20 protein-coding genes are annotated in these 20,475 nt (G+C 60.0%); 13 read left to right on the top strand and 7 right to left on the bottom strand.

The window, feature by feature from the left end:
* Nucleotides 1-20: 20 nt before the first annotated feature.
* Genes GO499_RS14660 through GO499_RS14645 form a run of 4 tightly spaced genes read right to left on the bottom strand, consistent with a single transcriptional unit; the run spans nt 21 to nt 4,571 of the window.
* Nucleotides 21-965: an ABC transporter permease gene (locus tag GO499_RS14660; RefSeq protein WP_161862878.1), complete on the bottom strand. Its 945-nt coding sequence runs from the start codon at nt 963-965 to the stop codon at nt 21-23.
* Nucleotide 966: 1 nt separating this feature from the next.
* Nucleotides 967-2,016, bottom strand: a complete 1,050-nt coding sequence (locus GO499_RS14655) for an ABC transporter permease (RefSeq protein ID WP_161862877.1) — start codon at nt 2,014-2,016, stop codon at nt 967-969.
* Nucleotides 2,006-3,547 (bottom strand): ABC transporter ATP-binding protein, encoded by a 1,542-nt coding sequence (locus GO499_RS14650; protein WP_161862876.1) that lies wholly within the window; start codon nt 3,545-3,547, stop codon nt 2,006-2,008. Before GO499_RS14650 ends, GO499_RS14655 begins: the two co-directional genes overlap by 11 nt.
* Before the next feature lies 1 nt (nt 3,548).
* Nucleotides 3,549-4,571, bottom strand: coding sequence for a BMP family protein (locus tag GO499_RS14645; RefSeq protein WP_161862875.1), 1,023 nt, complete (start codon nt 4,569-4,571; stop codon nt 3,549-3,551).
* Nucleotides 4,572-4,893: 322 nt separating this feature from the next.
* Here GO499_RS14645 and ccoN point away from each other — a divergent pair, with 322 nt between their 5' ends.
* From ccoN to ccoS, 8 genes are all read left to right on the top strand, one after another.
* Nucleotides 4,894-6,498: a cytochrome-c oxidase, cbb3-type subunit I gene (ccoN, locus tag GO499_RS14640; RefSeq protein WP_161862874.1), complete on the top strand. Its 1,605-nt coding sequence runs from the start codon at nt 4,894-4,896 to the stop codon at nt 6,496-6,498.
* A 10-nt stretch (nt 6,499-6,508) separates the two neighbouring features.
* Entirely contained in the window at nt 6,509-7,333 is an 825-nt protein-coding gene (gene ccoO / locus GO499_RS14635) for a cytochrome-c oxidase, cbb3-type subunit II (RefSeq protein ID WP_161862873.1), read from the top strand.
* A gap of 10 nt (nt 7,334-7,343) precedes the next feature.
* Nucleotides 7,344-7,577: a cbb3-type cytochrome c oxidase subunit 3 gene (locus tag GO499_RS14630; RefSeq protein ID WP_161862872.1), complete on the top strand. Its 234-nt coding sequence runs from the start codon at nt 7,344-7,346 to the stop codon at nt 7,575-7,577.
* A complete protein-coding gene (ccoP, locus tag GO499_RS14625) occupies nt 7,570-8,433 on the top strand; it encodes a cytochrome-c oxidase, cbb3-type subunit III (RefSeq protein ID WP_161862871.1) in 864 nt (287 codons plus the stop codon). The genes GO499_RS14630 and ccoP overlap by 8 nt, the downstream gene beginning before the upstream one ends.
* A 116-nt stretch (nt 8,434-8,549) precedes the next feature.
* Nucleotides 8,550-9,956 (top strand): cytochrome c oxidase accessory protein CcoG, encoded by a 1,407-nt coding sequence (gene ccoG, locus GO499_RS14620; RefSeq protein ID WP_161862870.1) that lies wholly within the window; start codon nt 8,550-8,552, stop codon nt 9,954-9,956.
* Nucleotides 9,956-10,405 carry a FixH family protein gene (locus tag GO499_RS14615; protein ID WP_161862869.1) on the top strand — a complete coding sequence of 150 codons (450 nt, stop codon included), beginning with the start codon at nt 9,956-9,958 and terminating at the stop codon, nt 10,403-10,405. The genes ccoG and GO499_RS14615 overlap by 1 nt, the downstream gene beginning before the upstream one ends.
* On the top strand, nt 10,402-12,519 hold the full coding sequence (locus GO499_RS14610) for a heavy metal translocating P-type ATPase (protein ID WP_161862868.1): 2,118 nt from the start codon (nt 10,402-10,404) through the stop codon (nt 12,517-12,519). Before GO499_RS14615 ends, GO499_RS14610 begins: the two co-directional genes overlap by 4 nt.
* Nucleotides 12,516-12,653, top strand: a complete 138-nt coding sequence (gene ccoS / locus GO499_RS14605; RefSeq protein ID WP_161862867.1) for a cbb3-type cytochrome oxidase assembly protein CcoS — start codon at nt 12,516-12,518, stop codon at nt 12,651-12,653. Before GO499_RS14610 ends, ccoS begins: the two co-directional genes overlap by 4 nt.
* A gap of 229 nt (nt 12,654-12,882) precedes the next feature.
* Here ccoS and GO499_RS14600 read toward each other — a convergent pair whose 3' ends face one another.
* The 3 genes from GO499_RS14600 to GO499_RS14590 form a co-directional block, all read right to left on the bottom strand.
* Nucleotides 12,883-13,284, bottom strand: coding sequence for a (R)-mandelonitrile lyase (locus GO499_RS14600; protein ID WP_161862866.1), 402 nt, complete (start codon nt 13,282-13,284; stop codon nt 12,883-12,885).
* 93 nt (nt 13,285-13,377) lie between these two features.
* Nucleotides 13,378-13,503 (bottom strand): FAD-binding protein, encoded by a 126-nt coding sequence (locus tag GO499_RS19920; protein ID WP_161862865.1) that lies wholly within the window; start codon nt 13,501-13,503, stop codon nt 13,378-13,380.
* A gap of 25 nt (nt 13,504-13,528) precedes the next feature.
* Nucleotides 13,529-14,212: a TetR/AcrR family transcriptional regulator gene (locus tag GO499_RS14590; RefSeq protein WP_161862864.1), complete on the bottom strand. Its 684-nt coding sequence runs from the start codon at nt 14,210-14,212 to the stop codon at nt 13,529-13,531.
* Between the two features lie 165 nt (nt 14,213-14,377).
* Between GO499_RS14590 and GO499_RS14585 the strand changes: the two genes are divergently transcribed.
* From GO499_RS14585 to GO499_RS14565, 5 genes are all read left to right on the top strand, one after another.
* Complete coding sequence (locus tag GO499_RS14585) at nt 14,378-15,382, top strand: Bug family tripartite tricarboxylate transporter substrate binding protein (RefSeq protein WP_161862863.1); 1,005 nt, start codon at nt 14,378-14,380, stop codon at nt 15,380-15,382.
* A gap of 131 nt (nt 15,383-15,513) precedes the next feature.
* Nucleotides 15,514-16,089: a tripartite tricarboxylate transporter TctB family protein gene (locus GO499_RS14580; RefSeq protein ID WP_161862862.1), complete on the top strand. Its 576-nt coding sequence runs from the start codon at nt 15,514-15,516 to the stop codon at nt 16,087-16,089.
* Entirely contained in the window at nt 16,089-17,597 is a 1,509-nt protein-coding gene (locus GO499_RS14575; RefSeq protein WP_161862861.1) for a tripartite tricarboxylate transporter permease, read from the top strand. The genes GO499_RS14580 and GO499_RS14575 overlap by 1 nt, the downstream gene beginning before the upstream one ends.
* Entirely contained in the window at nt 17,594-18,445 is an 852-nt protein-coding gene (locus GO499_RS14570) for a shikimate dehydrogenase family protein (RefSeq protein ID WP_161862860.1), read from the top strand. Before GO499_RS14575 ends, GO499_RS14570 begins: the two co-directional genes overlap by 4 nt.
* Nucleotides 18,442-20,343: a bifunctional sugar phosphate isomerase/epimerase/4-hydroxyphenylpyruvate dioxygenase family protein gene (locus GO499_RS14565; RefSeq protein WP_161862859.1), complete on the top strand. Its 1,902-nt coding sequence runs from the start codon at nt 18,442-18,444 to the stop codon at nt 20,341-20,343. The genes GO499_RS14570 and GO499_RS14565 overlap by 4 nt, the downstream gene beginning before the upstream one ends.
* Nucleotides 20,344-20,475 lie beyond the last annotated feature (132 nt).

Genomic DNA, 20,475 nt, shown 5'->3' with positions numbered 1-20,475 from the left:
GGTAGATACCTGCGTCGTGCCTACCGCTCACCCTTGTTGAAAGGGGTCATCAGCGCGGCGGGGACCTCTGCCCGCCGCGACATCAGGATGAGGGCGAGGATCGACAGCAGATAGGGCATCATCAGGAATACCTGGTAGGGGACGACGGCGCCGACGCCGGTTTGCTGGAGGCGAATCTGGAAAGCGTCGAATGCGGCGAAAAGGATGGCACCGAGCAGGGCCTTGCCGGGCTTCCATGCGCCGAAGACGACGAGCGCGATGCAGATCCAGCCGCGACCATTGACCATTTCGAAGAAGAAGCTGTCGAAAGCGGACATGGTGAGGAACGCGCCGCCGACGGCCATGAAGCCGCTGCCGACGATGACGGCGCCCATGCGGATTGCGGTCACGGAAAGGCCCTGCGCCGCGACGGCGGCCGGACTTTCACCGGCGGCGCGGACAGCGAGTCCCAACGGGGTGCGATAGAGCACGAACGCGGTAACTGCCACGAGGGCGAAGGCGGCGTAGGTTAGCGGGGTCTGCGAGAAGAGCGCCGGGCCAAGGAATGGTATGTCTGAGAAAAGGGGTATTTCGTATGGTTGAAAGGCCATGATTTTTGGTGGTGAGGAAACTTCCGGCAGGACCACGCGATAGGTGTAGAAGGTGAGCGAAGTCGCCAGCAGGGTGATGCCAATGCCGACAACGTGCTGTGAGAGGCCGAATGGCACGGATAGGATGGCGTGGATCAGGCCTATTGCCATGCCTGTTAGAAGGGCGACGCCAACGCCGCCCCAGAGTGGGAGGCCGGCCCAGACAGCTATCCAGCCGGCAAAGGCTCCTGCGACCATGATGCCCTCGATGCCGAGGTTCAGCACACCGGCGCGCTCACAGATCAGTTCGCCCATCGTCGCGAAGATCAGCGGCGAGGCGATGCGTATGGCGGCGGCCCAGAAAGAAGCGGAAAGAAAGATTTCGATAATGTCCATGTCAGTCTCTCCGCACGCGGAACCTGGTGATGAGGATCGCGAGCACGGTGAGCAACAGCGCGGAGGCGAGCATGATGTCGGCGATGTAGGTCGGAACGCCAGCGGCGCGGCTCATGCTGTCGGCACCGACGAAAATGGCGGCAACGAAGAGCGCTGCGGCGACAACGCCAAGCGGATGCAGCAGAGCCAGCATGGCAACGACGATGCCCGTGTAGCCGAAGCCCGGTGAGAGATCGAGGGTGAGAGATCCCTTGAGCCCGGCCACCTCCGAGAAACCGGCGAGGGCGGCGAGACCGCCAGACAGCAAGGCAGTTTTCAGAATGACGGCGGTAACCGGAATGCCGGCGAAGCGAGCGGCTTCGGGGTTCTGACCGACGGCGCGCATCTCAAATCCGAGGGTGGTGCGTGCGTCAATAAACCAGACGGCGAGAGCGGAGATCAATGCGAGGGCGAAGCCCCAATGGAGACGGAGGCCGTCGACAATGCGGGGCAGGCGCGCCTCGGGGATCAGGCGTTCGGACTTCGGCCAGCCCATGCCCATCGGGTCCTTCAGCGGACCTTCGAGCAGGTATGAGACGAAGAGCAGAAAGATGAAATTGAAGAGAAGGGTGGTTACGACTTCGTCAACTCCGAGGCGGGTTTTAAGCAATGCGGGAATCAGGAGAACGAGTGCGCCGCCGAGCATTGCCGCAATACCGATGGCTGGCAGGAGGATGGCGGCGGGCAGTGTGACAGCGCCGGTTCCGAGGACGACAGTGACGACGGCACCCATGTAGAGCTGGGCCTCGGCACCGATGTTCCAGAGCTTGGCCCGAAAGGCGACGGCCACGGCAAGGCCGGTGAAGATGAGCGGGGTGGCGCGATTCAGGGTTTCCAGCAGAGCGAACCGGGAGCCGAGGGCGCCGTTGAAAATCAGGCCGAAGACCGAGAAGGGGTTGCCACCGGCAACAAGTGCCAGCAGAGCGGCGATGAGAAAACTTGCGGCGATGGCGAGGGCGGGAGGTACGAACTGGCGCGCGAGGCTGGGGTTGGCAATGGGTTCAAGACGCATGCGCGGCCTCCGCAAAACCGTCGCCGGCCATCCAGACGCCGAGATCCTCGGGCTGCATGGTGCCGCGTTTGAAGGCCGGGCTGAGGCGGCCTTCGGAAATGACATGGATGACATCCGAGAGTTTCATGATTTCGTCCAGATCCTCGGAGATGAGCAGGATGGCGGCACCGTTTTCTCTGGCTTCGGCCAGTCGGCCATGGACGTAGTTGACCGCGCCGACGTCGAGGCCGCGAACCGGCTGGTTGGCGAGGATGATGCGGGGCGACGTTTCGAGTACGCGTCCGAGGATCAGCTTCTGCATGTTGCCCCCGGAGAGCAGGCGGATGCGGGCATCAGGGCCCGGGCAGCGAATATCGTAGGTGGCTATGAGGTTATCAGCATGGCGGCGGGCGCTGCGCCAGTTCATCAGGCCACGGCGGGAAAAGCCTGTGATGTAGGTTTCGAGGATGGCATTTCCGGTGATGTCGAAATCGGCGATGGTGCCTGTCTTGTGGCGATCTTCGGGGATGCGGGCGATGCCCTTGGCAATTGCGGCGCTGGGCGACCATGCGGTGACAGGTATGTCCGCGATTTCCAACGTGCCGGCGGTGGGTGATATAAGTCCGGAAAGAAGGTTGGACAGAGCAGCCTGTCCGTTGCCGGAGACCCCAGCGAGGCCGGTGATCTGGCCCGCGCGGAGTTCCAAAGTAATGGATTGAAGCCCGGGGGCGGAGCCTTCGCTTGGCGTGGAGACATCGCTGAGCCGGAGAAGTGCGGGGCCAGGATCGCGAGCGTCGAATACAGGGGCGGATGTTTCGCCACCGACCATGAGGGCAGCCAGTTCCTCCCGCGAGGTTGCCTGCGTTTCCCGCTCCGCAATCAGGCGACCGTGGCGGAGGACAAGGACGCGGTTCGAGATGGCCATGACCTCGTGGAGCTTGTGGGAGATAAAGACGATGGACAGGCCGAGGCCAATGGCTTCACGCAGGGTTGCGAACAGGGCGTCGGTTTCCTGTGGGGTGAGGACAGCGGTGGGTTCGTCGAGAATCAGAATGCGGGCGTCGCGGTAGAGGGCCTTGAGGATTTCGACCCGCTGGCGTTCCCCCACCGTCAGGCTGCTGACACGGGCATCGGCATCGACCGAGAGGTGAAACCGGCGGGAAAGCTCGCCGATGCGAGCGCGGGCAGCGCGGGTATTGAGGCTTGGTGTGGCGAGGCCCTGCGTGCCGAGTACGATATTTTCCAGGACGGTAAGATTTTCGGCCAACGTGAAGTGTTGGTGAACCATGCCGACTCCCGCATCGAGTGCGGCGCGGGGGTTGCCGGGAGGCAGGGGTTGGCCGAAGACCGTGACGCTGCCTTCGTCGGCCGTGTATTGACCGAAGAGGATGTTCATCAGGGTCGTCTTGCCGGCGCCGTTTTCCCCCAGCAGCGCGATGACCTCTCCCCGTGCAAGGTCGAAGCTTACCGCATCGTTGGCTGTGACGGAGCCGAACCGCTTGGTGATGTTGAAAAGGCGCAGAACAGGCTGCGCCTTTGCACTGGTTTCCATATCAGGACGACTTCGGCTCTTCGTCGTTGATTTCGACGCTGAATTCGCCGGATTCAATGGCCGCTGCCTTCTCTCGGACCATATCGAGGGCAGCTTCGGGAATCTTGCCTTCGAATGTGCCGTAGGGCGCAATGGAGGAGCCGCCTTCCTTCATGAAGGAGTAGAGGCCGTAGTCGGCTGCCGTAAACTCGCCCGCCTTGACGGCGGCTATCGCGGCATCGAGGGTCGGCTCAAAATGCCAGATGGCGGAGGCGACTACTGTGTCGGGGTAGTCGGCCTGCGTGTCGATGACGTTTCCGATGGCGAGTACGCCTTTCTCCTTCGCCGCATCAGACACGCCGAAACGTTCCGCATAAAGCATATCTGCGCCGTTCTCGATCATCGCGTAGGCGGTCTCCTTGGCCTTGGGGGGATCGAACCATGAGCCGATGAAGGAAACCTGAAAGGTCACGTCGGGGTTCATTTCCCGGGCGCCGGCCATGAAAGCGTGCATCAGGCGGTTGACCTCCGGGATTGGAAAGCCGCCAACCATGCCGATATTATCGCTCTCAGACATGGCGCCGGCGATGATGCCGGTGAGGTAGGAGGCATCCTGAATGTAGTTGTCGAAAACGGCGAGGTTGGGCAGTGCCGGGTCTTCCTTGAACGAGGATCCCATGAGGAAAGCGACATCGGGATATTCGGCGGCGACTTCACGGGCCTCGGCCTCGGCGCCGAAGATTTCACCGACGATGAGATCGTATCCCTGCTCGGCATATTCGCGCATGACGCGTGGATAGTCCGTGTTGGCGGTGTTTTCGGAATAGGTGTAGTCGATGTCGCCCCGCTCCTGTGCCGCGACGGCGGCGATGTGGATGCGGCTGACCCACTGTTGTTCGACCGGCACGGTGTAGATGCCCGCCACTTTCAGTGGTTCCTGCGCGATGGCTATGGGCGCGGAAAGCGTGGCCAGCGTCCCGAGGGCGGCGCCGGTGGCGAGCAGGGCGCGGCGTGATACGGCGCCCCTGAACGTGGAATTGGACATGATTGTTACCCTGTTGTTGGTCTTGTTGTCGGCGATGGAGGTTCCTGACGAACCTTGACCAAACGGTAAAACACGAACTGGCTGCCGACAATACGCATCTCTGCAAAGTGTGTTTCGGCCGTGCGGCAGTGCACTGCCCTGCGGCAGGCTGCCGGAAATAGCGGCAAAGTGTTGAGCGCGCGGCAAGACACCCTGCGGCGATCTGGCGACCGCCGCTGCCCGGAAGGTTGATCCAGATCAAGGAACCGTCGCGCGTGGCTTTCTAGAACCGGGCCAATCAACAGGTGCCCGCGAGGGCCCTTAGCGTCGTGAGGGCAGATACATGGATTACGTAAAGCTTGTCATGTTGGGGGCAATTACCTTCTTCGCTGCGCTTGCGAGCAGTTGGGCGCATGATCTTGCCTACCAGATTCATGCTTTCATGATCATGGTGATCGCATTTGCAATGTTCATCTGGGTTTTGCGCAATACCGGCGAACCGAAGCCCGCTACTGTGTCTGGCGATGTGTACGAGGACGGAGTAATCCGGGCCGGGGTGATCGCCACTGCCTTCTGGGGATTAGCGGGTTTCCTCGTCGGGACATTCATCGCGTTCCAACTGGCATTTCCAGCGCTAAACTTCGACTGGGGCCAGCCGTTCACGAATTTTGGTCGGTTGCGACCGTTGCACACCAGCGCCGTGATTTTCGCCTTCGGTGGCAACGCCCTGATCGCGACATCGTTCTACGTGGTCCAGCGGACCAGCGGCGTGCGGCTGTGGGGCGGTAAGGCGGCGTGGTTTGTATTCTGGGGTTACCAGCTGTTCATCGTTCTGGCAGCCACCGGCTACTTGCTGGGTGCAACCCAGTCAAAGGAATATGCCGAGCCCGAATGGTATGTCGACCTGTGGCTGACGGCAGTCTGGCTGGCCTATCTGGCGGTCTATCTCGGCACCATCGTCATCCGGAAAGAGCGGCACATCTATGTCGCGAACTGGTTCTTCCTGAGCTTCATCATCACCGTGGCGATGCTGCATGTCGTTAACAACATGTCGGTACCTGTCAGCATTTTCGGCAGCAAGTCGGTACAGGTCTTTTCCGGTGTGCAGGACGCGATGACGCAATGGTGGTACGGCCATAATGCCGTGGGCTTCTTCCTGACGGCGGGATTCCTCGGGATGATGTACTACTTCGTGCCGAAGCAGGCGGAACGACCGATCTACAGTTACAAGCTGTCGATAATCCATTTCTGGGCACTGATCTTTCTCTACATCTGGGCTGGTCCGCATCACCTGCACTACACCGCGTTGCCTGACTGGGCCTCGACGCTGGGCATGGTGTTCTCGATCATCTTGTGGATGCCGTCATGGGGCGGGATGATCAACGGGTTGATGACGCTGCAGGGCGCCTGGGACAAGCTGCGTACGGACCCGATCCTGCGGATGTTCGTGCTGAGTCTCGGCTTCTACGGCATGTCCACCTTCGAGGGACCGATGATGTCTATCCGTTCGGTCAACAGCCTGTCGCACTACACCGACTGGACGATCGGGCACGTGCATTCCGGAGCGCTTGGCTGGAACGGGATGATCACCTTCGCGTGCCTGTACTTCCTGACGCCGAGGCTTTGGGGCAGGAAACAGATGTTCTCGCTCTCGGCCATCAACTGGCATTTCTGGCTGGCTACGCTCGGAATCGTGCTCTACGCGGCCTCGATGTGGGTGACGGGCATCATGGAGGGGCTGATGTGGCGGGAGGTCGATGACCAGGGTTTCCTCGTCAATTCCTTCGCCGACACGGTGAGTGCAAAATTCCCGATGTACGTGGTGCGGGGGCTGGGTGGCATCCTCTACCTGAGTGGTGCGCTGGTCATGGTCTGGAACATGTGGATGACCATTCGCGGCGCCAGACCGGCGACGACCGCCTTGCCCTACGCAACACCAGCAGAGTGAGGACCGGACAATGGCCGACAACGAAAAGATTACTCCGTCCAGTCAGGACCCGAACGTTTCGTCCCTTTCGGACTTCCCGGACGAGATCCCGAACGAGTTGCCGCATCAGACGAAACTGATCGACAGACATGCCATTCTGGAGAAGAGTCCGACACTATTGCTGACTTTCTCACTGCTGGTGGTGACCATCGGCGGAATCGTAGAGATCGCGCCGCTGTTCTGGCTGGAGAACACGATCGAGGACGTGGAGGGCGTGCGGCCCTATAGCCCGTTGGAACTGGCCGGCCGCGACATCTACATCCGCGAAGGCTGCTACGTCTGCCACAGTCAGATGATCCGGCCGATGCGGGATGAGGTGGAGCGCTACGGACATTACTCTCTCGCCGCGGAAAGCAAGTATGACCATCCTTTCCAGTGGGGTTCCAAACGCACCGGGCCGGACCTGGCGCGTGTAGGAGGGCGCTACTCCGATGCGTGGCATGTCGACCATTTGCGTGACCCGCAATCGGTCGTGCCAGAGAGCATCATGCCGAAGTACGAATTTCTGGCGGAGACCCGGATCGACGGCATCCATATCAGCGACCTTCTGTCCACCCACCGGTTGGTGGGAGTTCCCTACACCGATGAGCAGATCACGGAAGCCAAGGCGGATTTCTACGCACAGGCCAACCCGGAGGCCGATTGGGAGGGGGTGGTGGAGCGGTACCCGGGAGCCGTGGTCGCAAATTTCGACGGTCAGGCGCAACTGACGGAGATGGATGCATTGATCGCTTATCTCCAAATCCTCGGCACCATGGTCGATTTTTCCACCTTCACGCCAGATGCGAACCGATAGGAGGCACCAGATGGATACGTATTCGCTGCTCCGAGAAATTGCCGACAGTTGGGTTCTGCTGGCGATGTTCCTCTTCTTCATCGGTGTCAGCATTTGGGCCTATCTGCCCAGCCAGCGCCGAAACCGTGAGGAAGCCAGCCTGATACCGTTTCGCAGTGATGAAGGAGGGACGTGCGGAAGGGCCTGTGAAGGCTGTGCATGCCGGGCGCTGTCGCTGCATGTGAAAGGACATGATGATGTCTGAGAAAAAGGTAGACGAGACCACCGGTGTCGAAACCACGGGGCACAGCTGGGACGGGATCGAGGAATTGAACAACCCGTTGCCGCGCTGGTGGCTGTGGACGTTGTACGCCACCATCATCTGGGGCATCGGATACACGATCCTGTTTCCCGCTTGGCCGATGATTTCCGGGGCGACTGCGGGCGTGCTGGGATACTCCACGCGTGCTGAAGTGGCGGCGCGGATCACGGAGCACCAGGAGCGGAATTCGGCGCTGGTGGAAGAACTGATCTCGGCCGACCTGGCCGCATTGATGCCTTCGAATGACTTGCATCGTTATGGAGTCGCGCGTGGACGGTCGGTGTTCCAGGCGCAATGTAGCCAGTGCCACGGTTCCGGTGCTGCTGGCGCCAAGGGCTATCCCAACCTGCTGGACGATGACTGGCTGTGGGGTGGAGACATCGAGAACATCAGCCTGACAGTCGCGCATGGCGTACGCAATGACACCGATCCGGATGCGCGGTTCTCCGAAATGCCGGCATTCGCCGAAATCCTGGGTGACGAGGAAATAGAGAGTGTCGTCGAGTATGTCGTGAGTCTTTCGGCCAAAGACTTCGATACGGCATTGGCTGCGTCAGGGCAGCGTGTCTATGCCGAGAACTGCGCTGCCTGCCACGGTGACGATGCCCGGGGCGACCGGGAGTTGGGTGCGCCCAACCTGGCGGACGCGATCTGGCTCTATGGGGGTGACAGGGAGACGCTGGAGGAGACCGTCCGCTATTCCCGCTACGGGGTAATGCCTGCGTGGGGACAGCGATTGTCCGATGCCGATGTACGGGCGGTGTCCCTCTATATTCACAGCCTCGGCGGCGGCGAATGATGCTTCGGGCGGCCTGTTGAGGGCGGTTGACCGTTTAGACAGCGAATACCTGACACAGATCAAGGTGAACGCGGGGCGGGCACCCTAGTAAGCGCGTGTGAACCAAGGAAACGGCCATGACCACACCGTCGCTATATGCTGCCAGAGAGCCGATCTTTCCGCGCCGGGTGTCCGGTTGGTTCCGTCGCCTGAAGTGGTGGCTGATGGCGGCGACGCTGGGCATCTATTACCTGACGCCGTGGATCCGGTGGGATCGGGGGCCGGGGCTGCCTGACCAGGCGGTGCTGGTCGATCTGGCGGGGCGGCGGTTCTACTTTTTTTGGATCGAGATCTGGCCGCACGAGTTCTATTTCGTGGCCGGATTGCTGATCATGGCCGGGTTGGGCCTGTTCCTGTTCACGTCTGCGCTTGGCAGGGTCTGGTGCGGTTATGCCTGTCCGCAGACCGTCTGGACCGATCTGTTCATTCTGGTGGAGCGCTGGATCGAGGGAGACCGCAATGCGCGGGTGCGGTTGCATCATGCCAAGTGGAACGCGCGCAAGTGGCGCCTGCGGATCACGAAATGGACCGTGTGGATGCTGATCGGACTCGCAACGGGTGGGGCGTGGGTGTTCTACTTTACCGATGCGCCGACGCTGTTGCGGAACCTGTTAAACCTTACAGCGCATCCGGTAGCCTACGTTACGATCGCGATCCTGACGCTGACGACGTTTGTTTTCGGCGGGTTCATGCGCGAGCAGGTTTGCATCTACATGTGTCCGTGGCCGCGCATTCAGGCGGCAATGATGGACAGCGACACGATCACTGTCGCCTATCGCGAGTGGCGCGGCGAACCGCGAGGCAAAAAGCGGATCGAGGGGGCGGGTGACTGCATCGACTGCATGGCATGCGTCAACGTGTGCCCAATGGGAATCGACATCCGGGACGGGCAGCAGATGGAGTGCATCACCTGTGCGCTGTGCATCGATGCCTGTGACGACGTGATGGAACGGATCGGACGACCACGCGGTCTGATCGACTATCTGGCGCTGTCCGATGAACCGGCGGAGCGTGCAGGAGAGGCACCAAAACCGGTCTGGCGGCACATTCTGCGCCCGCGCACCGTACTATACACGGCGATGTGGTCCGCGATCGGCCTTGGCTTGCTGTACGCGCTGTTCATCCGTTCCGATATCGAATTGACAGTCAGCCCGGTGCGCAATCCGACTTTCGTTGTCCAGTCCGATGGCGCGATCCGTAACATCTATGATGTGCGTCTGCGTAACAAGCTGGGCGAGGCGCGGCAGTTTCACCTGAGCCTGACCAGTGACGCGGTCCTGCGAATTGATCTGGAGGGCGGGGACGGACAACTGAACGTGGACGTACCCGCGGATGCCACTGTCCTGCAGCGTGTCTACGTGACTGCGCGACCACAGGATGAGGCGGCGACGGCGCACCGGACGGATTTGCGGCTTTGGGTCGAGGATGTCGACAGCGGTGAGCGTGCCGGGCGCGAAACGACTTTCAACGGGAGGGTTCAGTGATGACAGAGATCAAGGGATGGCATGTCTTTGCCGCGTTCGCCACGGCGTTCGGAGTGATTATCGCCGTCAACGTAACGCTGGCTGTCAATGCGGTGCGCACCTTTCCGGGACTGGAAGTTCGCAATTCCTACGTGGCAAGCCAGATTTTCGACGAAAACCGCGCCGCTCAACTCGCTCTTGATTGGGACGTTGACGCCGAACTGCATGGTGACGAACTGAGATTGAGCGTCACACGGGATGGCCAGACTGTCGCGCCGCGGATTGAAGAGGCGACGTTTGGCAGAGCCACGAGCGTCGCATGGGACCAAAGACCGGAGTTTGTCTTCGATGGTCGGGTTTACAGGGCGGCGGTTATGGCCGGCAGAGGAAACTGGAACCTGCGTCTCCGCGCGCGTGCCGATGACGGGACGCTGTTTCAGCAGCGCATTGTGGTGAGGGTAATACAATGACGGCGGCTTGCCCGGCCTGCGCTCCGATGGCGGGCGGAGAGGCGCAAGCCGCCGGCCCGGCGATGATGTTCGCGCTACCGACGATTCACTGCGCTGCGTGTATCGGCGCGGTTGAACGGGAATTGCAGCGCCTTTCTGGCGTACAGACCGCGCGGGTCAATCTCAGCCTCAAGCGGTTGTCGGTGACCGGATTCGTTGCCGTTGACCGTGTCGTCGCGGCACTGGCACGCATCGGCTACGAGGCCTATCCGCTGGACATGGAAGTGCTGGCGGGGGCACGGGACGAGGCCGGGCGTAGCCTGCTGATGCGGTTGGCCGTCGCCGGTTTTGCGATGATGAATGTCATGCTGCTGTCTGTCGCTGTCTGGTCCGGGGCGGAAGATGCCACCCGCGATCTGTTCCACTTGCTGTCAGCGATGATTGCCCTGCCTGTGATCGCCTATTCTGGTCAGCCGTTCTTCGGCAGCGCCAGGGACGCACTGCGGGGGGGACGACTGAACATGGATGTGCCGATCTCCTTGGCTATCGGACTGGCGGTGGGAATGTCTTTGTTCGAGACGCTGCAAGGAGGCGCCCATGCGTACTTCGACGCCGCACTCTCCCTTACATTCTTCCTCTTGATCGGGCGGTATCTGGATCACAGGACACGCAGCGCCGCGCGTTCTGCAGCAAAAGAGTTGACGGCGCTGGAGTCCCGTACTGCCGAGCGCGTGGAGGCAGACGGGGTGCGGACCGTGGGTGCTGCCGATCTGCGGGTTGGTGATGTGGTGCTGGTTCCGCCGGGTAGTCGTGTGCCGGTCGATGGCGAGCTTCTCTCTGCAGCCGCGACCTTCGACCGATCTTTCCTGACGGGTGAGAGCGTGGCCGTGGAAGCACATGCCGGACAGATCGTTCAGGCTGGCGAGATCAACCTCTCCGATGCTGCCAGGGTTCGGGCAACGCGGGTCGGTGACGACACCGCCCTGAGGCGGATGGCGGCACTGGTCGAGACAGCCGAGAACGGGCGCAACCGCTACACTGCACTTGCCGACCGTGCCGCGCGCATCTATGCGCCGGTGGTTCATCTGCTCGCGCTGTTGGCGTTCCTCGGGTGGTATGCGGGTACCGGCGATGCCAGACTGGCGGCGAATGTCGCCATTGCGGTCCTGATCATTACCTGCCCCTGTGCTTTGGGGCTGGCGGTGCCGACTGTTTCAACTGCCGCGATCAGCCGATTGTTTTCCGAAGGTATGCTGGTGAAACACGCCACCGCACTGGAGCGTCTGGCGGATGTCGACCACATCATCTTTGACAAAACTGGCACGTTGACGGTGCCGGCGGTGGACTGCAGCGGATTATCCGCGGAGGAGAAGGCTATCGCTGCGGCGCTGGCTCAGACGTCGCATCACCCTTTGGCGAGGGCGCTCATGAAGGTGCTGAGGGACGTGTCGGCTGCCAGCGGAGTAGAAAACGTAACCGAGAAGCCCGGACTGGGAGTGGAAGGTCGTTTGGGCGGGCAGATCGTGCGGTTGGGTCGTGGTGCCTGGCTGGGGGCTGCGTTCGGCGGGCTTGGCCTGCGCGTCGGTTCTGCGGAGGCTCGACCGGTAGAAGCCGCCGACAGGTTGCGACCGGGAGTTAGTGAGGCTTTGCGAGAATTTGACCTGCCCGGAGAGGTGTTGACCGGGGATACGCCCGAAGCAGCGGAGCGACTGGCGGCTGATGTAGCGCTCCCGGTCAAGGCCGAGGTCGGCCCCGAGGAGAAACTTCGCCGCATCGAGGCGCTACAGGGAGAGGGCAGGCGGGTCCTTATGGTAGGAGACGGGCTGAACGATACCGCGGCGCTGGCTGCGGCCCATGCCTCAATAGCACCGGCAACGGCGCTCGACGCTTCGCGGAACGCGGCGGATATGGTTTTTCTAACGGAGAGCATGGCCGCGCTGCCCTTGAGCCTGAGGGTTGCCCGGGCGGCACGGGCGCTTTCGTGGCAGAATTTTGCGATTGCGGCCGTCTACAATTGCATCGCCGTTCCCGTAGCCTTGGCCGGCTGGGCAACGCCACTGATGGCCGCACTGGCGATGTCGGCCTCTTCGATCTCGGTCGTACTCAATTCTCAACGCATGAGGTTGGTGAAATGAATGTTTTGGTGGTGCTGATACCTGTCTCACTTGTCCTTGGTGCCGCAGGCCTGATCGCCTTCGTCTGGACGGTCCGCACGGATCAATACGACGACGAGGAGGGCAATGCATCCCGGATCCTGCTGGATGAATGATTGCGGATGCTTTTGTCGCGTTGAACAGCGCCTTGGGCAAACTCAAGGTAAGTAGCACCCATTCGGCAAAAGCCAGGGCGAGCCTGAAGTCCAGCGCCTTCAACCAGGTTGAGCCCCACGAGCGACACCGGCGGAGCCGGGAAACTATTATTGTTTCCAAGTCATCTGGTGTCCGCGATCAGACCAATGGACGCGATAGGGTGAATGCGCTTACCTCGTTGCAGGCAGGTCAAACACGTCCGAGATATTCGTCTTCGCTGACTTTCTCCAGCCATGTGACAGGGCTGCCGTTTTCGGCTTCGGCGATCGCGATGTGGGTCATGGCGGTATCTGGTCCCGCGCCGTGCCAGTGCCGTTCGTTCGGTTCGAACCAGACAATGTCGCCGGGTCGGATTTCTTCAATCGGCCCGCCCTCTCGCTGGGCGCGGCCGAACCCGGCGGTAACGATCAGGGTCTGCCCCAAGGGATGGGTGTGCCATGCAGTGCGGGCGCCCGGTTCGAAGGTAACCGTTACGCCCCCGACGCGGGCGGGTGCTTTGGTGCTGAATGGCGAGTCGAGCCGGACGGAACCTGTGAAGTATTCCTCAGACCCTGTGGAAGAGACGTTAGTGCCAACTCGCGTGATTTTCATCAGAATACCCCTTTCGGACGGACTGATAGATCATTCTGGTGTAGTTTGCGACAGAGGTGTGCAGACATCCAACGGGTTTTGCGGCACCCACAGTCATCCTATGACGAAAAACGTTGAGCCGCCTATCACCTTGGCCTTCTCGATGACAACTACGTTCAACCCCTGATGCATGGCCGAAACCGTCGCGGAAAAGCCTGCCGCGGCAGAGCCCTCGACCATGAGATCGAAATCTAGTCCTGAAGGTTCAGTCCCAGGACTTGGGTTCATGGCCAATCACGACCGCGGCAAGCACCATGTCCATGGCCCTCTCTCTTAGAATGTTTTGCGTCGCCTTTGAAAATATCTCCGGTCCGAACGACGCGGAGAAAGTTGCCCGGTTTGAGACATTGTAAAAACTGAAAGAGCTGATCAGCCAGTGCAACTGCAGGGCATTCGACCCTTCGCGGAATAACCCCTGTTTCTTGCCGCGCATACAGACGTCTTCGAGCTTTTCGATGATCGACCTGTTGAGCTTGGGCACGATCTCGGATTTGCGTAGGTAATCGCCGTTATGGATGTTTTCGATCATCACCAGTCGGATGAAATGTGGTGCTTTGGCGTGGGCATCGAACGTCGCCTCGATAAGACGGCAAAGGGCTTCGACAGGGGGGAGGTTCCCGACTTCCAGCCGGTCCTCAGCATTACGCAAGGACGCGTAAACGCCTTCGAGAACGGCACAATAGAGGCCTTCCTTGTCACCGAAGTAGTAGTAAATCATGCGTTTGGACGTGGAAGTCTTCCGGGCGATCTCGTTGATGTTCGCACCTGACAGCCCATGAGCTGCAAATTCCTGAGTCGCGATTTCCAGGATATTTGCTTTGACTGCCTCTGGGTTCTTTTTCCACGAACTCTTGCGTTCGGATTTCCGGCGATCACCACTTCCATCCATAACTGTCGCCTCCTGCCACGAACTTGATTCTGATCCTTGAATAGCACGAATTTAACTTCAGGGTACATTTTTGTTGACTAATTAACCTAGGGGTACATAAAGGGCCTGTGACCGGCGATGCGACGAACGAATCGTCGGAAAGGGCACACCAAGGGAGGATAATAAATGTCTCATAAATTGATTGGCGCACTCGTTGCGCTCGGACTGAGCGCAAGCGTCGCTACGGCTCAGGAATACCCTGCCAAAGAAATTCAAGGCATCATCCAATGGGGCGCGGGCGGTTCGACCGATACCGTGATGCGTTCCGTGACGCCGCACGCCGAAGAAGCCCTTGGCGGCACCGTCGTCATGCAGAACATGACCGGTGCGGTCGGTGCCATTGCGCTGAACTACGTCGCGGACGCCGAAGCCGACGGATACACCCTGCTGATGGGTGCCGAAAACCCGCTGCTCTACAAGATCATGGGTCTCGGAGACAAAGACTATTCCGAGTTCACGCCGATCAACATTCTGGCCCGCGGCACGCCGATTCTCGTGGCCAACAACGATGCGCCGTTCGATGACTACGCCGGCATGCTTGAGTACATCGCGGCCAATCCCGGCGAACTCCGTTTCGGTGCAACCGGCCCCGGCGGCCTGCCTTCAGTCGTCACGGCGATGATGAACACCGTTGAAGGTGAGCTGGACGTGACGTCGGTGCCCTATGACGGTGACGGGCCCGCACTGACGGCTCTGCAGAGTGGCGCCATCGACGTCATGCCCGCCGTGCTGGGCGCGGCCATTGAAAGCATCCGCGCGGGTGCAATGAAGCCGATCGCGATCTTCGATGTCGAGCAGAACGCGAAACTGCCGGATGTGCCGCTCGTGACCTCGTTTAACGAAGGCTACAACACTTACCTGCCTTGGGGCCCCTTCTTCGGGGTCTTCGTGCCCAACGGTACCCCTGACGATGTTGTTGCCAAACTCGGCGACGCGTACGCAACGGGCGCGGCGCACCCTGATTTCGTCGAGTTGATGGACAATCGCGGTTTCACCATGATGGGTATCAGCGGTGACGAGGCGACAGATTTCCTGACCAAGTGGCAGCAGGGCACCGCATGGCTCCTGCAGGACGCTGGCCTGACCAAGGCGTCGCCGGAAGAATTCGGAATCGCGCGTCCGGGCGAGTAAACTTTCCCCATATACGACTTCGGCGGGCCTCAGGGCCCGCCAACCCCGGCGCCGCCCGCGCCTCAAGACGCTGGGCGGCGCTTTGCGTTCCGGGAGAGGAGCCCGGTTGACCCCAATGGGAGGACTGTTTCATGGACCCCGAATTCAGAGGTGACACAGATCACCATGACGGCACATCAGATGCGACTCCGGGTGGTTATGTCGAAAAACGCCGACCCGGCGAACTCGGCTTCGCCCTGTTTCTGACCGCCGCCAGCTTGTTCCTGCTCTATAGCGCCTACGGCATCTCCGGTTTCGAGGCACTGTCGGCCCCAGGGGCCATTCCGATGGCAACAACCTTCGTCATGGTTGTCGCTGCTGTTATCGTGACAGTACGCACGTCACGTCTCCCAATGGTTACGTCCGAAACGCTTTCGAAAGATATCCTTCCCGGGATGGTCATCCTGTTTGCGGCCTTCCTGATCCTTTTCGGTTTGCTGCTCAAACCTCTCGGCTTTGTCCCTACCGCCGCCCTGTTCCTGACTGTGGCGATCAAGGTTCTGGCGCGGAAAGGTTGGGGATACACGCTGGCGGTCGCATTGGGATCGCTGATTGCCATCTGGATCGTCTTCCGCGTGGTGTTCACCGTACTCCTGCCATCTGGCATCGTTCCCGAAGCAGAGTTCATCCAGTTTTTCCGCACCGTTCTGTCCGGAGGTGCAAACTGATGGATACGTTTTTGTCAATATTCACGATCTTCGCGCAGCCGGAACTGCTTCTGCTTGTCGGCATCGGCACCTTTGCAGGTATATATATCGGTGCGATCCCCGGACTGTCGGTCACGATGGCCGTGTCGATCCTAATTTCCTTCACCTTCTCCTGGGACGTCCTCCCCGCGATCTCGCTGATGGTCGGCATATATATGGGCGGTGTCTACGGCGGTTCGCGCACCGCGATCCTGCTCAACATTCCCGGTGCACCCTCTGCGATCGCTACGGCCATGGACGGCTATCCGATGGCGAAGAAGGGAGAGGCGGGTCAGGCCATCGGCGTGACAACCGTAATGTCCTTTTTCGGTGGTCTGGTCGGGATTTTGGTTCTTGCGGTTGCTGCGCCCTATGTCTCGGACTTTGCGCTCACCTTCCAGCCGCGGGACTACATGCTTCTCGCCGTTCTCGGCATTCTCCTCGTTGGCTCGCTCTCCAGCGGGTCACTGGTCAAGGGCATCTTTGCTGGCGCGCTCGGCATCGCCATCGGTGCCGTTGGCCGCGACCCCCTGACCTTCACCGAAAGGTTCACTTTCGATTTCCAGATCATGGAGGGCGGTATTTCCTTCATTGCCGTGATGATCGGCATGTTCGGCGTCTCCGAGGCGCTGCTGCAACTTCAGAACGTCGGCATGAAAGCCGTCCGCCAGAAGATCGACAAGATCGTTCCCTCGTTCGGGACGGTCAAAAAATACCTGCCGTTGTCGCTGCAGACTTCCTCTATCGGTGTCATCATTGGCGCGTTGCCAGGCACAGGCGGCGATATCGCGGCGCTCATGGCCTATGATCATGCCAAGCGCGTGACAAAAGACCCGGAGGTTCCATTTGGCGAAGGTGCCATGGAAGGGCTCGTCGCGCCCGAAACCGCCAACAACGCGGCTGTCGGTGGCGCTTTCATCCCGATGATGACGCTGGGCATTCCCGGCGACGCTGTAACCGCAATCATGATCGGCGCGCTATTCATTCATGGCCTGAACCCGGGTCCGATGCTCATGATCGATCAGCCCGACATGTTCTGGTTCATTGTCGGAGCCCTTCTGACGGCCAACGTGTTCATGCTGATCTTCGGTCTGACCGGTATCAAGATCTTCACGAAGATTGTCGAGATGCCACGATCCATCATCATTCCACTGATCCTGCTGCTGTCGATTGTCGGAGCGTATGCGGTGAACAATTCGCTCACCGATGTCTACTGGATGCTGGGTTTCGGGGTTTTTGGTTATTTCATGCGGCACTATGGTTATCCGCTCGGCCCCGTCATCCTTGGCGTGATCCTGTCGCGCCTGCTGGATGACAACTGGCGGCGGGCCATCATTTCCGAACGCGAAGATCTGGGACGGTTCTTCGAAGGCATCCTTACCAGTCCCCTTTCGCTTATCCTCTTCACGGCTGTGATCCTGATCTTTGTGAGCCAGACTCCGCTCTGGACGTCCATGAAGAAAAGCCTGTTCAGAAAGGCAAAATCATGAATGCAACGCTTGAAAGAACGGTGAAGCTTGGCTTGATCGGTGACAACATAACCCGGTCAAAGTCTCCTCGGCTGCACCGCGCGGCTGGGAAGCTTGCAGGCTTGAACGTAACCTATGATCGGTTGATCCCCAAGGACATGGCTCTGACCTTCGACGAGGTTTTCGAACAGGCTCGGTCCGGTGGCTTTCGCGGAATCAATGTCACCTATCCATATAAGGAATTGGTGACCACAAAGGTGACCGTGGCTGACCCTCTGGTCAGAGCGATCGGAGCCGTGAACACTGTGGTCTTCGATCCCGAAGGCCCGATGGGGTTCAACACCGACTATACCGGTTTCATGAACGCCTATCGTGCGGTGCGTGGTGACGCAAACCCCGGTCACGTCTGCCTGATCGGAACGGGCGGCGTCGGGAAGGCAGTTGCTTTTGGGCTGATCGGTGTTGGCGCCGAGACAATCTGTTGCATCGATCTCGATGCCGACAAGGCGTCGGCATTGGCCGAGGCGCTGCGTGCCCTCGGCTCCAACACAAAGGTTGAAACGTCCAGTGACGCCGTTGCCGCCGCACAGGGTGCGGATGGAATTATCAACTGCACGCCGCTCGGCATGGTAGGCATCGGCGGCACCCCACTGGCCTGCGAAGCGATGCTGGGAGCGAGTTGGGCCTTTGATGCTGTCTACACCCCTGTTGAGACGGAGTTTCTGCAAGACGCCGAACGCGCAGGATTGGCCATAATTTCGGGCTACGAGCTGTTTTTCGGTCAGGGTCTCGATGCGTGGTCGATTTTCACAGGAGTCGATCTCGATCACGGTGCGCTACGCGCCGCCATCCAGGAAGAAGTGCAATGAAAACGTCGATCGCCACGGTTTCCATTTCGGGCAATTTCACGGAAAAGCTCGAAGCCATTGCAGCGGCGGGCTTTGACGGCATCGAGATCTTCGAACAGGATTTCATCGCGCATGACGGCGACCCACGCGAGGTGGGAGAGATGATCCGTGCAATGGGGTTGGAGATCACCTTGTTTCAGCCTTTCCGCGACTTCGAAGGCCTGCCGGAGCCCTTGCGCTCCAAGGCATTCGACCGCGCGGAGCGGAAATTCGATCTGATGCAGGAGCTGGGCACAGACCTGGTGTTGATCTGTTCATCCTGCCATCCGCAAGCCTTGGGCGGAGTTGACCGCGCGGCGGCTGACCTGCGGGAACTTGGTGCGCGGGCGGCAAAGCGCGGCCTGCGCGTCGGATACGAGGCACTGGCCTGGGGTCAGCATGTCAACGACCATCGGGACGCCTGGGAAATCGTACGCCGTGCGGATCATGACAATGTCGGCATTATCCTCGACAGCTTTCATACCTTGGCGCGAGGAATTGATCCGGAAACCATACGACGCATTCCGGGCGACAAGATTTTCTTCGTTCAGCTGGCCGATGCGCCCGCGATCGACATGGACCTGCTTTATTGGTCGCGGCATTTTCGAAACATGCCGGGCGAAGGTGATCTGGATGTGGCCGGCTTTATGCGCGCGGTCAACGCAACCGGTTACGCGGGTCCGATTTCCCTGGAAATCTTCAATGACCAGTTCAGGGGTGGCCGTCCAACGACTATCGCAAAGGATGGCTATCGCTCTCTCGTCGCGCTTATGGATGACGTGCGACGTACCGAAGCCGCCTTGTCCGTGAACCTCGCCACCATGCCGGCCCGCGCGAAGGCCGAAGGCGTGGCCTTCATCGAGTTTGCGAGCAAAGGATCCGAGGCCGATGCCCTTGGCAAGCTGCTCGACACGCTTGGCTTCACGCATGCCGCCAACCACGTAAGCAAGAACCTCTCGCTGTGGACTCAAGGCGACATCCGAATTGTCATCAACAGTGAAGCCACCGGCCACTCCAGCAGCGCGTACACGATGCATGGCACATCCGTTTGCGACATCGGCATCGCCGTGGATAACGCGGCTCAGGCGGTTGAACGCGCCCGGCACCTCGGGGCAGAGCCATTCGTCCAACCTGTCGATCCAGGGCAATTGAATATTCCCGCGATCCGCGGCCAGAGCGGCAGCGTTTTGCATTTCATCGACGAGAGAAGTGGCCTTTCGGATGTCTGGAATGTGGAGTTCAAGGCAGTCGCAGCGACCCGGAGCGGTGCCGGCCTGACCCGGATCGACCACCTCGCCCAGACTATGAGCTACGATGAAATGCTTAGCTGGTCCCTGTTCTACACGACGCTGATCGATATGAGGAAATCCGTCATGGTCGATGTGATCGACCCCGACGGGCTTGTGAGATCACAGGCGCTGGAATCGCCGGACGGGGCGCTCAGGATCACGTTGAACGGTGCGGAGACTCACCGCACAATGGCGGGAAGCTTCCTTGCCGACAGCTTTCACGCGTCTGTTCAACACATCGCGCTGGCAACGGACGACATTTTTGCCACTGCCGATGCTCTCAGCGCACGTGGATTTCAGGCTTTGCCGATCTCGCGTAACTATTACGCAGACCTTGCCGCGCGTTTTGAAATTGCGCAGGAAAGACTGGAACGACTGCAAGCTGCAAACATCCTCTACGACGAGGATGACACCGGTGCATTTTTCCAATTCTATTCCCGCCCTTTTGCAGGAGGCATGTTCTTCGAGATCGTTCAGAGGTCGGGCGATTACAGGGGATATGGCGGTCCGAACGCGCCTTTCCGAATTGCCGCACAGAAGCGACTGATGAGGCCCAAAGGGATGCCGAAAACTTCGGGTGATGCAATCTAGGTTTCCGGTTCGCGCCCAGCAGCGACAATCCCACTGGTGTCGCCACCGATGCGTTCAGGCACTCGGCTAGCATGCTCCGCCTCACCGACAGCGGCGCGGAAGATGAGAGGCTGATTGCAACTGAACCCTTGT

Source organism: Algicella marina, assembly GCF_009931615.1.
GTDB classification, from domain to species: Bacteria; Pseudomonadota; Alphaproteobacteria; order Rhodobacterales; family Rhodobacteraceae; genus Algicella; species Algicella marina.
This window is presented reverse-complemented; position numbering and strand designations above follow the sequence as displayed.

What these genes read in the sequence shown, in the direction of transcription:
- ccoN (WP_161862874.1), top strand. Translation starts at nt 4,894, where the DNA reads ATGGATTACGTAAAGCTTGTCATGTTGGGGGCAATTACCTTCTTCGCT.
- GO499_RS14600 (WP_161862866.1), bottom strand. Translation starts at nt 13,284, where the DNA reads ATGAAAATCACGCGAGTTGGCACTAACGTCTCTTCCACAGGGTCTGAG.
- GO499_RS14575 (WP_161862861.1), top strand. Translation starts at nt 16,089, where the DNA reads ATGGATACGTTTTTGTCAATATTCACGATCTTCGCGCAGCCGGAACTG.
- GO499_RS19920 (WP_161862865.1), bottom strand. Translation starts at nt 13,503, where the DNA reads ATGGTCGAGGGCTCTGCCGCGGCAGGCTTTTCCGCGACGGTTTCGGCC.
- GO499_RS14630 (WP_161862872.1), top strand. Translation starts at nt 7,344, where the DNA reads ATGGATACGTATTCGCTGCTCCGAGAAATTGCCGACAGTTGGGTTCTG.
- GO499_RS14590 (WP_161862864.1), bottom strand. Translation starts at nt 14,212, where the DNA reads ATGGATGGAAGTGGTGATCGCCGGAAATCCGAACGCAAGAGTTCGTGG.
- GO499_RS14580 (WP_161862862.1), top strand. Translation starts at nt 15,514, where the DNA reads ATGGACCCCGAATTCAGAGGTGACACAGATCACCATGACGGCACATCA.
- GO499_RS14565 (WP_161862859.1), top strand. Translation starts at nt 18,442, where the DNA reads ATGAAAACGTCGATCGCCACGGTTTCCATTTCGGGCAATTTCACGGAA.
- GO499_RS14570 (WP_161862860.1), top strand. Translation starts at nt 17,594, where the DNA reads ATGAATGCAACGCTTGAAAGAACGGTGAAGCTTGGCTTGATCGGTGAC.
- GO499_RS14585 (WP_161862863.1), top strand. Translation starts at nt 14,378, where the DNA reads ATGTCTCATAAATTGATTGGCGCACTCGTTGCGCTCGGACTGAGCGCA.
- GO499_RS14660 (WP_161862878.1), bottom strand. Translation starts at nt 965, where the DNA reads ATGGACATTATCGAAATCTTTCTTTCCGCTTCTTTCTGGGCCGCCGCC.
- GO499_RS14645 (WP_161862875.1), bottom strand. Translation starts at nt 4,571, where the DNA reads ATGTCCAATTCCACGTTCAGGGGCGCCGTATCACGCCGCGCCCTGCTC.
- GO499_RS14615 (WP_161862869.1), top strand. Translation starts at nt 9,956, where the DNA reads ATGACAGAGATCAAGGGATGGCATGTCTTTGCCGCGTTCGCCACGGCG.
- ccoP (WP_161862871.1), top strand. Translation starts at nt 7,570, where the DNA reads ATGTCTGAGAAAAAGGTAGACGAGACCACCGGTGTCGAAACCACGGGG.
- GO499_RS14655 (WP_161862877.1), bottom strand. Translation starts at nt 2,016, where the DNA reads ATGCGTCTTGAACCCATTGCCAACCCCAGCCTCGCGCGCCAGTTCGTA.
- GO499_RS14650 (WP_161862876.1), bottom strand. Translation starts at nt 3,547, where the DNA reads ATGGAAACCAGTGCAAAGGCGCAGCCTGTTCTGCGCCTTTTCAACATC.
- GO499_RS14610 (WP_161862868.1), top strand. Translation starts at nt 10,402, where the DNA reads ATGACGGCGGCTTGCCCGGCCTGCGCTCCGATGGCGGGCGGAGAGGCG.
- ccoG (WP_161862870.1), top strand. Translation starts at nt 8,550, where the DNA reads ATGACCACACCGTCGCTATATGCTGCCAGAGAGCCGATCTTTCCGCGC.
- ccoO (WP_161862873.1), top strand. Translation starts at nt 6,509, where the DNA reads ATGGCCGACAACGAAAAGATTACTCCGTCCAGTCAGGACCCGAACGTT.
- ccoS (WP_161862867.1), top strand. Translation starts at nt 12,516, where the DNA reads ATGAATGTTTTGGTGGTGCTGATACCTGTCTCACTTGTCCTTGGTGCC.